This is a genomic window from Cysteiniphilum sp. QT6929, assembly GCF_030035755.1.
Taxonomy (GTDB): domain Bacteria; phylum Pseudomonadota; class Gammaproteobacteria; order Francisellales; family Francisellaceae; genus Caedibacter; species Caedibacter litoralis.
In genome coordinates, this window is sequence record NZ_CP103983.1 from 1,825,005 (window position 1) to 1,838,576 (window position 13,572).

The 13,572-nt window shown below is 39.9% G+C and carries 14 protein-coding genes; all 14 read left to right on the forward strand.

All coding sequences use genetic code 11. The features are described 5' to 3' along the window. The first annotated feature begins 4 nt into the window (after positions 1 to 4). Complete coding sequence (gene trbE, locus NYP54_RS07985) at positions 5 to 2,452, forward strand: conjugal transfer protein TrbE (RefSeq protein ID WP_283156068.1); 2,448 nt, start codon at positions 5 to 7, stop codon at positions 2,450 to 2,452. After that, the gene (locus NYP54_RS07990; protein WP_283156069.1) at positions 2,442 to 3,065 is read left to right on the forward strand and encodes a hypothetical protein; all 624 of its coding nucleotides are present in this window, start codon (positions 2,442 to 2,444) and stop codon (positions 3,063 to 3,065) included. Before trbE ends, NYP54_RS07990 begins: the two co-directional genes overlap by 11 nt. Beyond that, complete coding sequence (locus NYP54_RS07995; RefSeq protein WP_283156070.1) at positions 3,066 to 3,767, forward strand: type IV secretion system protein; 702 nt, start codon at positions 3,066 to 3,068, stop codon at positions 3,765 to 3,767. Then, positions 3,764 to 4,795: a TrbG/VirB9 family P-type conjugative transfer protein gene (locus NYP54_RS08000; protein ID WP_283156071.1), complete on the forward strand. Its 1,032-nt coding sequence runs from the start codon at positions 3,764 to 3,766 to the stop codon at positions 4,793 to 4,795. The genes NYP54_RS07995 and NYP54_RS08000 overlap by 4 nt, the downstream gene beginning before the upstream one ends. Positions 4,796 to 4,813: 18 nt before the next feature. Next, positions 4,814 to 6,064: a TrbI/VirB10 family protein gene (locus NYP54_RS08005; protein ID WP_283156072.1), complete on the forward strand. Its 1,251-nt coding sequence runs from the start codon at positions 4,814 to 4,816 to the stop codon at positions 6,062 to 6,064. Beyond that, complete coding sequence (locus NYP54_RS08010; protein ID WP_283156073.1) at positions 6,064 to 6,447, forward strand: hypothetical protein; 384 nt, start codon at positions 6,064 to 6,066, stop codon at positions 6,445 to 6,447. The genes NYP54_RS08005 and NYP54_RS08010 overlap by 1 nt, the downstream gene beginning before the upstream one ends. Positions 6,448 to 6,454: 7 nt before the next feature. Next, complete coding sequence (locus NYP54_RS08015; RefSeq protein WP_117002867.1) at positions 6,455 to 7,588, forward strand: type IV secretion system protein; 1,134 nt, start codon at positions 6,455 to 6,457, stop codon at positions 7,586 to 7,588. A 7-nt stretch (positions 7,589 to 7,595) separates the two neighbouring features. Further along, entirely contained in the window at positions 7,596 to 8,096 is a 501-nt protein-coding gene (gene lepB / locus NYP54_RS08020; protein WP_283156074.1) for a signal peptidase I, read from the forward strand. Further along, entirely contained in the window at positions 8,093 to 9,043 is a 951-nt protein-coding gene (gene trbB / locus NYP54_RS08025) for a P-type conjugative transfer ATPase TrbB (RefSeq protein WP_117002865.1), read from the forward strand. Before lepB ends, trbB begins: the two co-directional genes overlap by 4 nt. Positions 9,044 to 9,112: 69 nt before the next feature. After that, positions 9,113 to 10,075, forward strand: a complete 963-nt coding sequence (gene pilM / locus NYP54_RS08030) for a pilus assembly protein PilM (protein WP_283156075.1) — start codon at positions 9,113 to 9,115, stop codon at positions 10,073 to 10,075. After that, complete coding sequence (locus NYP54_RS08035) at positions 10,075 to 10,623, forward strand: PilN domain-containing protein (RefSeq protein WP_117002863.1); 549 nt, start codon at positions 10,075 to 10,077, stop codon at positions 10,621 to 10,623. The genes pilM and NYP54_RS08035 overlap by 1 nt, the downstream gene beginning before the upstream one ends. After that, a complete protein-coding gene (pilO, locus tag NYP54_RS08040) occupies positions 10,620 to 11,219 on the forward strand; it encodes a type 4a pilus biogenesis protein PilO (RefSeq protein ID WP_117002862.1) in 600 nt (199 codons plus the stop codon). Before NYP54_RS08035 ends, pilO begins: the two co-directional genes overlap by 4 nt. After that, positions 11,220 to 11,756, forward strand: a complete 537-nt coding sequence (locus NYP54_RS08045) for a pilus assembly protein PilP (protein ID WP_117002861.1) — start codon at positions 11,220 to 11,222, stop codon at positions 11,754 to 11,756. It begins immediately after the preceding gene. Position 11,757: 1 nt separating this feature from the next. Further along, positions 11,758 to 13,563, forward strand: a complete 1,806-nt coding sequence (gene pilQ, locus NYP54_RS08050; protein WP_283156076.1) for a type IV pilus secretin PilQ — start codon at positions 11,758 to 11,760, stop codon at positions 13,561 to 13,563. Positions 13,564 to 13,572 lie beyond the last annotated feature (9 nt).

Genomic DNA, 13,572 nt, shown 5'->3' on the forward strand with positions numbered 1-13,572 from the left:
TAATATGTTCAATATCGCAGAGTATAGAAAGAAGCCTGACAGAATAAGTGATTTATTGCCTTGGGCTGTGCTTGTCGATAAAGGCGTGATATTGAATAAAGATGGTTCGTTTCAAAAAACATTTGCGTTTAGAGGACCCGATCTTGAATCTTCAACGCAGTCACAATTGGTATCCATTACCGCGCGACTTAATAATACCTTAAAGCGCTTAGGCTCTGGTTGGGCGCTATATGTTGAGGCGCGACGCAAAGCAGCAATGAGCTACCCTTCAGAGAACTATTTCCCTGATCCAGTGAGTTGGCTAATCGATGTTGAGCGCAAGGATCTTTTTGAACGCAAAGGCGAGAACTATGAGAGTGAATATTTTTTAACCTTTCAATATTTGCCGCAAAAAGAATCGGTTTCTAAGCTTTCAGGTCTTTTTGTTAAAGAGAAGAAGGGTGATGATGAGCATGACGCCGGTTATAAGAAGCTTATGAACTATTTCTCAGCAACGGTTAATCAACTGTATGACATCATGCAGGATTACATGTATGAAATTGCTGAGCTAAGTGATGAAGAAACATTAAGTTACTTACATAATTGCGTTTCAGAGCGCGCACATAAAGTTAATGTACCGGATAATCCAAGCTATTTAGATGGGGTGTTAGCTGATACCCCGCTTCTTGGTGGACTTGAGCCAAAGTTGGGTAAGTATTATCTGAAAACGATTTCTATTTTAGGGTTTCCAACAACATCAGTGCCTGCGATTTTAGATGGCTTAAATCATTTACCTTTACAATACCGTTGGGTGACACGATTTTTGCCATTGGATAAAACCGATGCCGAAAAAGTGCTTAAAAGCTATAAGCGTCAATGGTTTGCAAAGCGTAAAGGCGGATTGACAATTTTAAAAGAAGTGATGTCAAAAAGCGAAAGTGCTATGGTCGATAGTGCTGCTGTACAAAAATCCAATGATGCCGATGAGGCGCTATCTGAGCTTTCTGATGACTTAGTGTCATTTGGTTACTACACGGCAACAGTGACCGTATGGGATACCGATAAAGATAAAGTGTATGAGAAGCAGCGTGAAGTAGAGCGGGTTGTCAACGGCCTTGGTTTTGTCACTGTGTCAGAGACGATTAACTCAGTTGAAGCATGGTTATCATCGATTCCTGGGCAAGCAAATGCCAATGTGCGTACGCCATTGATGCATAGTTTAAACTTGGCGCATTTATTGCCATTTTCAGCAGTGTGGGCAGGACCTGAGATTAATGCGCATTTAAAAGCGCCACCATTGTTATATGCGCGTACAGCCGGTAATACGCCATTTAGATTGTCTAATCATATTGGTGATGTTGGGCATCAAATGATTTTAGGGCCAACTGGTGCGGGTAAATCCGTATTGTTAAACGTAATGGCAGCGCAATTTTTGCGTTATAATAACGCGCAAGTATTTATTTTTGATAAAGGCGGTAGTTTCTTTGCATTAACGCAAGGGGTTAAAGGTCATTTCTATGAAGTAGGTGATGTCGGTAAAGGCGGTTTGGTATTCCAGCCATTAGCCGAGATTGATGAAACCACTGAACGAGTTTGGGCACATGATTGGGTGCTTGGACTTTTAGAAAATGAAAAGGTGGAAATTACACCTGAGGTTAAAGAAACCGTTTGGCTTGCTTTGATGAACTTATCTGAGGTGCCAAAAGAGCAGCGTACACTGACAGGTCTTCGTTCTTTTGTTCAGGATAGAGCGTTAAGAATGGCACTTGACTCCTATGTGTTGGGTGGTCCATATGGTGAGATACTCGATTGTGATGAAGAGCACTTTAGTGATGCTAATTGGCAGTGTTTTGAGATGGAGCGCTTGATGGCAATGCCAAATATTATCGCCCCCGTGCTAGCTTATATTTTCCATATTCTCGAGAAGCGCTTTGATGGTCGACCTAGTTTAATGATCCTTGATGAGGCGTGGCTATTTTTAGATCATCCAATTTTTGCCTCAAAAATTAAAGAATGGTTAAAGACATTAAGAAAGCTTAATGTGTCAGTGATTTTTGCAACACAATCAGTCGATGATGCGGTGAAATCACCCTTAGTGTCAGCGCTTAATGAGTCTTGCCCATCACGCATTTTCTTACCAAATGATCGCGCGATGGAGCCTGCGGTTTCGCAAGGCTATGAGTCGCTTGGACTTAACTTAAGGCAAGTGCAGATTTTAGCGCACGCGATGCCAAAGCGGCAATATTATTTCCAGTCACATAAAGGTAATTGCTTATTTGATCTAGGTTTGGGACCCATAGCTCTGGCTTTTTGTGCAGTGAGTCGCCCTGAGGATCGTAAGCACATTAGAGAAATTCTGGCGCAGCATAAGGGGTATGATTATTTCTTAAAAAGTTACTTGCATGGCAGAGGTCTTGATTGGGCATATGACATTGTCAAAGAACACTATAAGGGGGACGTAGATGCAACCTAGTGGTTTCCCTTTTGGTAAAGAAGTTCAGTCTTATCGTCAAACTGAAGTGGTTACACCCTTTCAGAAGCAAAATCAGTTGTTTGACAAACCGATTGGACAGCTGATTTATAAAGCGTATATTTGGCGTGTTGTCTTTTTTAGTGGGGCGGGATTAAGCTTTTTTTTATCACTGATTTTAGTGGGTTACTTAAACTCAATCCCGTATAAAATATTGGTTGAACAGGTCACAAGTAAAGGTTTTTTAAAGTCCCCGCCTGAGTTTTTGAGTCCTAATTACACTGTGAGTCAAACAGTGTTAGAGGGGTTTGTTAAGTCACTCTTAATAAGTGATCAATCAGGTGGTATTTATAACAATTTCCTAGATGAAGCCTCACAGCTTGCATTAAAGCAAGGTGTTGCTGGAATCTCACAGAGTCAGCTCAAAGCAGCAACATTTGATAAATTTACGATGAATGATTTAAATTTCAGCGGTGAGTTGGTTGATAAAAAAGGTACGGCAATACTAGTTGTTTCTGGACAGTTTGGGCATCAACCGTTGACAACGAAAGAGCAGGTGAAAATTAATCCTTTAGGAATCTATATTCAAAATCTAGCAATTGAAAGGTTATTGTAGATGGAAAAAGAAATACAAGAAACGCAAAAAGCGCAAAAGGCACAAAAAGTGCAGAAAACAGACTATCAGAAAGCCTATGAAGAGTGGGAGCTGCGCATTGGTAGTGCTAAAAAACAAGCGCGCAATTGGATGATAGCAGCAATTGCTATTTTGATCGTTTGTATCTTATTATTGCTTGCAATTATTATTGAAGCGAACCGTCAGCAAATGTACGTTTATGTTGCTGAGGTTAAGCCGCAAGAAAGTGTAGTAAACGTGCAAACTGCATCACAGAGCTATACGCCGACGGTCGCGCAAAAAATTGCATTTGTTAGTGATTTTATTAAAAATATTACTGAGATTCCGTTGGATCCAGTCGTTCTTAATCGTCAGTGGCAGTCAGCATTACTTGCGGTATCAGGTCGCGCAGAAGACCAATTAAAGCAGGTTTATCAAGCGATTAACCCATTAAAGCTTGTTGGTGATAAAACAATTACGACGGTGGTAACCAATGCCAATGAGGCGAGCAATAATAGCTTTGAGGTGACCTTCCAGTCAACGACATACAATAAAGATGGCGGTGTCGAGAGTGTGAAAACATATAGTGGCATATTCACTTTCTCACCAAGCTTCCCGCCTAAGACATTAAATCAAATGGTCATTAACCCACTGGGTTTAAAAATAGGTTTCTTCTCATTTAGCGAAAAAGGATCAAGTCAATGAAATTAAATAAAATTAGCCGTTTATTACCACTTACTGCAATTGCAATGGCAGGCTGTGCGACAAATAGTTATCAAGGTGACATTGACTCAGGTAAATTTGTGCAAGCAAAACCTGCAGATGCCGCAGGCACTAAGGTAGTGCGTGAGTATATTCCAGTACCAATGCCAGGGCAACTTCGTCCTGTGCCAAATAGTAAAGCTGAGAAAGCAGCGCAAAAGCCAGTTTTGACCAAAGAAGCAGCAGTTGCTGAAGCTAACAAAGATGCTCAGCAATTCCCTGATCAAAGTGACTTTTTTAATGCGATGATGACTTATAGCTATATGCCAGGGGCGATGTATACGATTTATACCGCGCCTTTGAATATTACTGATGTGGTATTTGAGCCAGGTGAGAAAATTATATCGCAAGCAGCGGGTGATACGCTTCGCTGGCAGATTGCTTCAACCTATAGTGGTGAAGGTAAAGATTTACGTTGGCATATTTTGATTAAGCCGCAAAAATCAGATCTAACTAACTCAATGATTATCACAACGAATAAACGCACCTATCATTTGATTTTAAAATCAGTGGATCAAGATCAAGCAATGGTATCGGTTAAATGGCAATATCCAAGCGCGATGGTTCAAGGATTTAATGGTGGTAATCTAGGTGATATGAATGCGTCCGATGGCGATAGCAAATTATTGCCACCACCACAGCAAGATGGCGGTCTTGACTTGAGTTTATCTAATATGAATTTCAACTATAATTGGAGTATGTTAAAAGGTGACACACCAAAATGGTATCCAGAGCAGATATTTAGCTCAGGACATCAGACCTTTATTAAGTTTCCGCATGAGGTGGTAGTTAGTAATGCAACAATGCCAGTGCCATTTGTTCAATCAAATGATGGTGAATATGGCACAGCAAACTTTAACTGGCGCATGAAGGGTGACTATATGGTGATTGACACGGTTATTAAAAATGCCTATTTAAAAGTAGGCACTAAGCAGTCAGGTGAAACAGTTGTTGAGATTTCACAAAAGTAAGCATAATCAAGGGTTATTATGGCTAAGAAAGAACAAAATAAACTGGGATTAAGGGCGTCACCGCCAAAATCATCAGAGCTAAACAAAAAGTTAATCACTATTGTTGGTGGCGGGTTGCTTTTAATTATTATTGTGGCATTTATTTTTTCGATTAATGCACCAAAGAAAAGCTCGACTGGCATGAATAGTTCTGATCTTAGCGCCAACGCTTCAGGAGCAAGCCTCAAAGTCTCTGATGAACTATCCAGTTATAAAGATGCACAAGCAATTCGTAAGCGTTTAGGGATGGATCAGCCTGTTAAAGTGGTGCAACAAGAAAACCCAGAACTACAGCGTATGATTAATCAACAGCGCTCGCAACTACAAGAATTGCAAACACAAATTAATAGTTTGAAAAATCAGCCAAGATCTGTGCAAAAGCCAGCAGAACCAAGTTACTCACCCATGGATCGCGAGGCTATGAATGCGCCAATTTTCTTTGGTGGTGGTGCGCCGCGTCCAATTCCTCAAGATGGACAGGATAAAGATAAAGCCAAGCAAGATGGACAGCAGGCGGCTAAAACACCTGAAGAACAGCGTGAAAACTTTATGAAAGGTGGCTTAACGGCAAAAGACATTACCAATGAAAATACCATTCAAAAGCCGATTTCAGATAATGTAATTATGGCTGGCAATTCCATTCCTGCCATTTTGCAGACGAAAATTGTATCGGATCTGCCAGGGACTATTGTCGCGCGTGTTGCGAAAGATGTTTATGATACATTAACAGGTTCGGTACTGTTAATTCCAAGAGGAAGCTCGTTGATTGGGCAATATAATTCAAGCACGGTTTATGGTGATACCAGTGTGCAGGTTAAGTTTATTCGTTTAATTCGCCCAGATGGTACATCCATTATTTTACCAAACCAGCAAGGTATGGATGACTCAGGCGTTTCAGGTTTAGCGGATGAAGTAAATAACCACTGGGGGCAGTTAATTGGTGCTGCAGCCTTGTCAACCGTCTTTAATGTGCCGGCAGTGGCAGCGCAAGTGGCAACACAATCTAACGCAACAGTCTGTGATGCTAATGGTAACTGTACCGCAAACTACGGCAATGTTGCACAAAATTCTGTGTTGCAAAGTTTAGGGCAAACTGCATCACAAGTGGGTGGTAAGATTACCGATAGGGCAATGAATTTAAAACCGACAATTACCATTAACTCCGGTAAAGAGTTCTCAGTATTAGTCACTAAAGATACTTATTTACCACCATACGGGCAGAGTGAATAATGCGTTTTTTGTGTGTTGTTTTGATCTTACTGGGTTGGTGTGCACAGGTTTCTGCCTATGATGGCTCATCGGATAGTAGTAATAATAATTACAACAATCCCTATAGCTCAAATAGTGATACTAATAATACAACCAATTCAACAAATAATAGTACAAACAATAGTAATCAAGGCCTATTACAGGAGATGAACAAAAAAACATCTAAAGGGCTTAAGGTGTTTGATAAGTTGTTGCAAGATGATGGGCAATCAAAACAAGATTTCTTTGCTGATGTTGGTCAAAACCCAACGGCAGACCAGTTTGAAGGTGGTGATGGCAGTGGTGGTCCAGTTGAGAATCCATTTGCAAAAATTTTAGGCAACGATGCGCAAGGTAACCAATAGGTAAGATATGGCAGATGTAACCAGTGTGTTAGGAACACAGCTACTTGATAAAATCCAGTTTGGCTTTATCGAGCAAATCAATGCAAAATTTAGTGCATTGCAAGGTTCTGCATTAGCGCTTTTGGCAATTGTTGCCAGTCTTGAGCTTGTGATCTTTGGACTTGTTTGGATTATTAAACAAGATGAAGGTGTTGGTAATCTTATTGTTAAGATTATTAAAATTGGCTTGTTTTTTACCATCGTCAAATATTTCCCTGAACTGCTGCAGATGATCTTGGCAACCTTTATAAAGGTGGGCTATATCGTGGCACCTGAGAAATCCCAAGCCTTGCTATATAGTCCAGGAAAGCTGTGGGGGATCGGTTTTAAAGCGGGCGTGTCGATGCTTAAGATCTCTGTGCAATACGGGACATTCAACATGGGGCTGTCAATGCTTTATCTGGTGTTGGGCATGGGGCTTCTGCTTATCTTTGCTGCCATTGGTGCGCAGATTATTATTTCAGTTGTACTGTTTTATTTTGTAGCAGTGTTGTCGCTTATTGTTGTGCCGCTTGGTGTATTTAAGCCAATACAGGATTTATTTTATAAGTCGATACAACATTTATTAAGAGCAGGTGTGAGATTACTTGCCGTGATATTTATTCTGGGTGTGGCATTTACGTTATTCCAAAGCTTAAAAATAACAGCGATTAGTGATTCCACAAGTCTAGAAAAACCATTGGCATTATTCTTTACCTCCTTTATTTTGTTGATCTTGATTTATACCTTACCAAATTATCTTGCTAAAGCCGTTGGTAAACCAGGTGGTAATATCTTCCAGAATATGTCATCCCCTGCAGCAGCGCATGTTGTGGTTAATCAGCCAGCGCAATCAACTTCCGTATCTGTCTCATCGGTTGGAGCTGCTTCTTCAATGCATGGTGTTGCCGGATCGAGTACGGCAATGGGTGGATCCGTCCAATCAGGTGCCACAGTTGTTACTGGCGGAGGCTCGGTAGGTGGGGGAAGTACTAATGTCAACGTCTCAACAACGGTGCAAGGTGGAGCTATGGCTGGTAAGAAACAAGATAAGGTTTCTGATGCCTCCAATGTTAATAAGAGTATTTCTGATAGCACCATTCGCAAAATAAAAGAAGATTGATAGCATAGTGGCAAGGCTTACATTTTTATATAAGATTCTTGCTGTTTTAGCGATATTCTATGCTTTGTTATGGTTGCTAAAAGCCTTACATATTGGGTTTATTCAACAATTGACGCCAAGCATGCCCGAAGGTTGGTATTTTACCTATCCGGTATCAGCCTATCACAAAGGCGACAATGTGGTGTTTACTCCTAATGCGCAAACGGAAGATTATATTTTGGCAAGAGAATGGTTACCTAAGGATGTTCCGCTTTTAAAGAAAATAGTCGGTGTTCCAGGGGATTTCTTATGCACAAAAGCACAAAATGTCTATATTAATGAACAGTGGATTGGCAAAATCTATCAAACAGATGGTAAAGGAAACACACTGCCGGTATTTGATTTTTGTGGAAAAATACCTAAAGATAACTACTTTATGCAAGGTGTTGCAAATCCTCATTCATTCGATAGTCGCTACTATGGACTGGTTAATAAGTCACAGATTATGAGTAAGGCAGTAAAATTATGATACAAAGAGCATTGATTGAAGAGCGGCAGTTAAATATGTTAAAAACTGCCTTTGGCAAAGAGGTGATGGAATATCTTTATGATGAAAAAATCATTGAGATTATGCTAAATCCAGATGGTCGCTTGCATTATGAGCGTATCGGTGAAGGTAAAGTGGCAACGGATATTTATATTCCGGCAGAGCAAAGTGAAAATATCGTCAAGCTTGTTGCATCGTTTAAGAATCATGTTGCAAATGATGAGCATCCTGAAGTCTCAGCAGAGCTTCCCTTTCAAGGTGCGCGTTTCCAAGGTTGGCTGCCTCCGGTAGTGAATCGTGCATGTTTTTCAATTAGGCGACGCGCCATTGCGATTTTTACTTTAGATCAATATGTCGAGCAAGGCGCTTTAACACACGAGCAAGCAGAAGGCTTAAGGCGTGCTGTTATTGAGCGTAAAAATATCGTTGTTGTTGGCGGCACAGGTTCTGGTAAAACAACTTTTTGTAATGCGTTATTAGCAGAGCTGCAAGGCAGCCAAGATCGTATTTTAGTGATTGAGGATTTGCCTGAACTTCAAGTGGAAGTTGATGATTTGGTGACGATGACAACAACGACATCAGTGACAATGCGTGATCTAGTTAAAGGCTCATTAAGAATGCGCCCAGATAGAATTGTTATCGGTGAGGTAAGAGATGGTTCAGCGCTTGATTTGTTGAAAGCCTGGAATACAGGGCATCCTGGCGGGGTGTGCACGATTCACGCCAATAGCGTTGAGTCAGCACCTTATCGTTTTGAAGACTTGATTCAGGAGGCGGTGGTTACAGTACCTAGAACGCTTATTTTACAAGCACTTGATCTGATTGTATTTATTGCGCGAGATAAAGCGGGTAAGCGTAAAATTACAGACCTGGTTGAATTATCAGGCTATGAAAGTGGTGAATATCTTTTAAAACCCTACAAAATATAGTATTGACGCTGTTTTTTGCTTTAAGCTTGGCTATACTGTCAGAAGTTGAAGTTAAAAGGACGAATGAGCATGCCGCTTTCTTATATGATGACACGCTTGAAAAGCAAAGGATTGATCGCCATTGATTGGTCAGATTATTTCCTGCGTGTTGTTGTCTTAAGAAAAAAAAATCAAGGTTATGAATTAGTGGCAGCTGATAGTGCTGAGCTTGAGCATGGCATGATTGAAAATGGACAGATCGTTGACTTTGCTGAGGTGGCAGAGAGCTTACTAGGACTTTTAAAACGCAATAAGATTAAGCATAAACAAGCAGCCTTTGTCATCAATGGTGCGAATGTTATTAGTAAGCGTTTGCGCTTTGATGAGGGACTAACTGAGGCACAAATTCATGATGAGATCGTGATAGATTTTAACAAGCACGTTTCCTACCCACCGGAAGAAACTTTTTATGATTTTGAGGTGCAAAAAAAAGAAGAAAATACTAATTCTAGCAAACAAGAAGTATTGTTTATCGCGGCACATAAAGATCAAATTGGACAATATGAGCAATTAGCGAAAATATGTCGGTTACATCTTGAGATTATCGATATTGATAATTACGTGTTGCAGCGTTTTGTTGAGATTTTTTATCCGAAAGAAAAACAAGACTGTTGGGCACTGATTTGCTTGAACTTTAAACGTTTTAAATTACACATTCTAGATGAAAATCAAATTTACCTTTCTGAGCAGAAAACAATTTCAGCGGGCTTAAGTGAAGCAGAGTACTTAAATGCATTAAATGCTTGGTTAATGCGCAATATGCAGATGTTTGAAGTATCTAACCGTGGTAAAAAGCCGCAAAAAATTGTGTTATATGGTGATCGTGTTGAGATAAATAATATCATTGCCAGCTTTAAAGATATGATGCAATTAGATGTGATGGTATTAGATCCATTTGCACATTTAGGGAACCCACAAGCAGCAGCGAATATCACACACAAAGCATCATATCTATTAACCATTGCTCTGGCAACGCGACCGGAGGTGAACTGATGCATCATTTTAATCTTTTACCATGGCGTGAAATGCGTCAGAAAAAACATTTAAAATCTTTGGCACTTGATTTTGGTTTTGTCGTGCTTATTGGTGTGATCATTACGTTTATTTGGCTTGTTATTGCATCAGAGGGTTTGTCTAACCAATACGAACGTAATGAGTATTTGCGGACACAGAATATCAATTTTTTGAAGAGCAATGCTGAGTTGGTAAAATTTGAAAAAGAAAAGCTAGAGCTCATTCGCAAAATTGAACTGTTGAATAATTTAGAAAAAGAACGGCAAAAAGTGTTAGGTGTGTGGTTTGGGTTATCGCAAACCTTGCCAGATACTGCTTACTTAATTAGTATCGAAAAAAATAAAGACGAACTGGTATTAGAAGGGCGTGCTGAGAATAGTAAATCAGTGGCGCAGTTTATGCGTGCTTTGGAAGATTCACCTGAGTTTGATCGACCTACTTTGGCGAATATCAGTTTAATTGGCAAGCCTGGTTTTGGTGCTGAGAATGCTTTTAAAATAAGTGTTAAGCAGGAGGTGCCAAAATGAAAAAAAAGCTCATTTTGTTGCTAGATAAACTCAGCATGCAACCCTTATGGTTGAAGTTGATTATATCAGCGATTGTTTTGCTTTTGGTTGTGCTTTTGGGATACTCAACGGTTGTGAGTATGCGTTATCAGGAAAGAACAAATGCTTTTGCCTTGGAAGAACAATATAAAAATGAGCTGGTTAAAAATATTGCGCGCAGTAAATCATTACCTGTTTTACAGCAACAAGTAGAGATCTTGCAAAATAAATTCAATGCATCATTGCAAGCCTTACCAACCGATAGTGAATTGCCACAATTGATCGAGCAATTATCGGATTTGGCATTTCAAAATGGCTTACGTGTAAAAGTGCTAAACCCGCAACCGCTGGATTATAAAGATAATTATGCCGTGCTGAATATTCAACTTGCGTGTGATGGAACTTTTGAGCAGCTAACGAATTTTGTTAATAAGCTTGAAACATTGCCACGAATTATTTTGATTGAAAACTATCGTATTGTTCCTTATAACACTGTGAGTGAAAATGGCATTTTGCAGATGAGTATGAATTTACAAACCTTTAGCCTAAAAGCGAAACCAGGCAAGGAGGGTGCGTAAATGTTGGCTCGTGCTGTATTCTTTATTGTTGCTTTTGGCGTAGCAAATTCAGCCTTAGCCGCGCCAAAAGATTTGGTACTTTTTGTTGAGAAGGCTAATGCGCAAACCTTGGCTGATAAAATACAGCCGCTGCCAGAGCTTAAAATGGTTAAAACTCAAGCCATGAATACAAAGGGATTGCGTAATCCATTTGACACGCCAGCAAAGCTTAGAGTAAAAGAGACGCCAACGCAGATCGCTGATGATAAACAATATGAGCCAGATTTAGCACGTCGCAAGACCCCGCTAGAGAAAATTCCATTAGAAAACCTTAAATTTTCCGGTGTTATCGAGCAAAGTGGACATTTTTGGGCTATTATAACCAATGTAAAAAATCGACATGCAAATATCGTTCAAGTTGGCGATTATATTGGTCGCGATTATGGACGCGTTGATAAAATTACGGCAAAGTATGTGGAGATTGATGAAAGGAAGAAAGGAAAAGAGGGGCAATGGCTCAAAGTAAATACCGTATTAAAGTTAGATCAGGCGGAATGATATGTTATTAAAGGCAAGCGTCTTAAGGTTAACCGCATGTGTCTTAGCATGTGCGATAGCTGCACCTGTTGTGGCGGATACGTTGCATTTTGGTAAAGTTACGCTTGATTTGGATATGGCGCATTACTTAGAAAATGCCGCTAAAATTTCTGCTGCAACTAAGGTTGCTTCACCTAGCAATTTATCTACAGCAATTGCCAAAAAAGCAGTTGTTGAGAAAGACGTACTAGCATCAATTAAAGAAGCAGGTAAAGTTAATTTAAATAGTTCAGAAGCTTATATTGATGATATTCGCTATCAGCGTTCATTAAATAATGGCGGTGTGTTGAAGCTTCTTTGGAAAAAACAGCCACAATATGTCGAGTTCTCAGAGCATAAAAATGCATTATTGATTACTTTGAAAAATACTCGCATTGCTGATTACTGGTTGCATAATATTGATACAACCGTCTTTAATACGATTGTCAACTCGATTGATTTGTCACAAGAAGGCAATAATGTCGTTATTGTCATTCATACGGCAGTGCCGTTTAACTTCACCCGTAAAACGACGGATAAAATGCTTGAAGTTGATTTAACCAATCAACAAACAGAAGTGGATGGTTTTAATGTTAATAAGAAGATATCGTTAAAGTTTCAGGACGTATCTGTGCGCGCGTTACTGCAAACTATGGCGCAGTTTGCAGGTCTTAACCTTGTCGTTAGTGAAGGGGTGGCGGGTAATGTCTCGCTTAACTTAAATCAAGTGCCATGGGAAGAAGCGCTAAATATTATCCTTGTGTCCAAAGGTCTTGGAAAGCGTTTGATGGGTAATATTTTGTATATTGCACCAAATGCAGAAATTGCAGCACAAGATCAAGAAGCAACTGCAGCGCAAAAAGCCAACCAGGCAGCAGCGCCACTTGTTACCGAGTATATTCATCTTAACTATGCTAAAGCAGAAGAAGTGATGAAGGTAATTGAGGTGGGTAAAACAGGATTTTTATCATCACGTGGATCAATTGCTACTGATGAGCGTACCAATACCATTGTGATTACCGATACCAAAGATTATATTAACTCCGTGCGCGCGATGATTGAAAATTTAGATGAACCGGTCGATCAAGTGCTCATTGAAGCACGTATTGTTGAAGTCTCTAGAAAGTCAGCATTTGACTTAGGGCTTGGTTATACTGCAGACAATAAACAAGGCAGTACGATTAGTATTTTGCCGAATTATTTAAGGCCATCTGATGAGAAAAAAGGTTCAACCAATGCAACTTTGGCATTTAGTGGTTTATTTGGCGGGATTGATTTAAGTTTAGAATTATCAGCGCTTGAAACCGAAGGAGATGCTAAGATTGTATCTTCGCCTCATTTGGTCGTTGCTGAGAATACAGAGGCCTATATTAAGCAAGGCAAAGAAATCCCTTATAATGAGAGCAGTGCCTCAGGGGCTGCAAGTATTGCCTTTAAAGAAGCTGTGCTTGAGCTTAAAGTAAAACCTCAAGTAGCGCCAAATGGTCATGTGATCTTGGATGTTACGGTCAAAAAAGATGCGCCATCAACTGATGGTACAACAGGCTCTTCTGGCGAGCCCGCGCTTGATAAGCGTGAAATCGAGACAAAACTTATGGTTAAGAATGGTCAGACTGTCGTCTTGGGTGGTATTTACGAGAAGACAGTTGCACACTCAAAAAGCAAAGTCCCTTTCTTAGGTGATATTCCATTACTTGGTTGGCTATTTAGTAGTGTTAGTAATAGCTCTGAAAACAAAGAATTGTTGATTTTTATTACACCTAAAATTATTAAGCAGGAGACGCTTTAATAATCAATA

Excerpts from the sequence above, each read along its gene's own strand:
- trbE (WP_283156068.1), top strand. The coding sequence starts at position 5 with ATGTTCAATATCGCAGAGTATAGAAAGAAGCCTGACAGAATAAGTGAT.
- NYP54_RS07990 (WP_283156069.1), top strand. The coding sequence starts at position 2,442 with ATGCAACCTAGTGGTTTCCCTTTTGGTAAAGAAGTTCAGTCTTATCGT.
- NYP54_RS07995 (WP_283156070.1), top strand. The coding sequence starts at position 3,066 with ATGGAAAAAGAAATACAAGAAACGCAAAAAGCGCAAAAGGCACAAAAA.
- NYP54_RS08000 (WP_283156071.1), top strand. The coding sequence starts at position 3,764 with ATGAAATTAAATAAAATTAGCCGTTTATTACCACTTACTGCAATTGCA.
- NYP54_RS08005 (WP_283156072.1), top strand. The coding sequence starts at position 4,814 with ATGGCTAAGAAAGAACAAAATAAACTGGGATTAAGGGCGTCACCGCCA.
- NYP54_RS08010 (WP_283156073.1), top strand. The coding sequence starts at position 6,064 with ATGCGTTTTTTGTGTGTTGTTTTGATCTTACTGGGTTGGTGTGCACAG.
- NYP54_RS08015 (WP_117002867.1), top strand. The coding sequence starts at position 6,455 with ATGGCAGATGTAACCAGTGTGTTAGGAACACAGCTACTTGATAAAATC.
- trbB (WP_117002865.1), top strand. The coding sequence starts at position 8,093 with ATGATACAAAGAGCATTGATTGAAGAGCGGCAGTTAAATATGTTAAAA.
- pilM (WP_283156075.1), top strand. The coding sequence starts at position 9,113 with ATGCCGCTTTCTTATATGATGACACGCTTGAAAAGCAAAGGATTGATC.
- NYP54_RS08035 (WP_117002863.1), top strand. The coding sequence starts at position 10,075 with ATGCATCATTTTAATCTTTTACCATGGCGTGAAATGCGTCAGAAAAAA.
- pilO (WP_117002862.1), top strand. The coding sequence starts at position 10,620 with ATGAAAAAAAAGCTCATTTTGTTGCTAGATAAACTCAGCATGCAACCC.
- NYP54_RS08045 (WP_117002861.1), top strand. The coding sequence starts at position 11,220 with ATGTTGGCTCGTGCTGTATTCTTTATTGTTGCTTTTGGCGTAGCAAAT.
- pilQ (WP_283156076.1), top strand. The coding sequence starts at position 11,758 with ATGTTATTAAAGGCAAGCGTCTTAAGGTTAACCGCATGTGTCTTAGCA.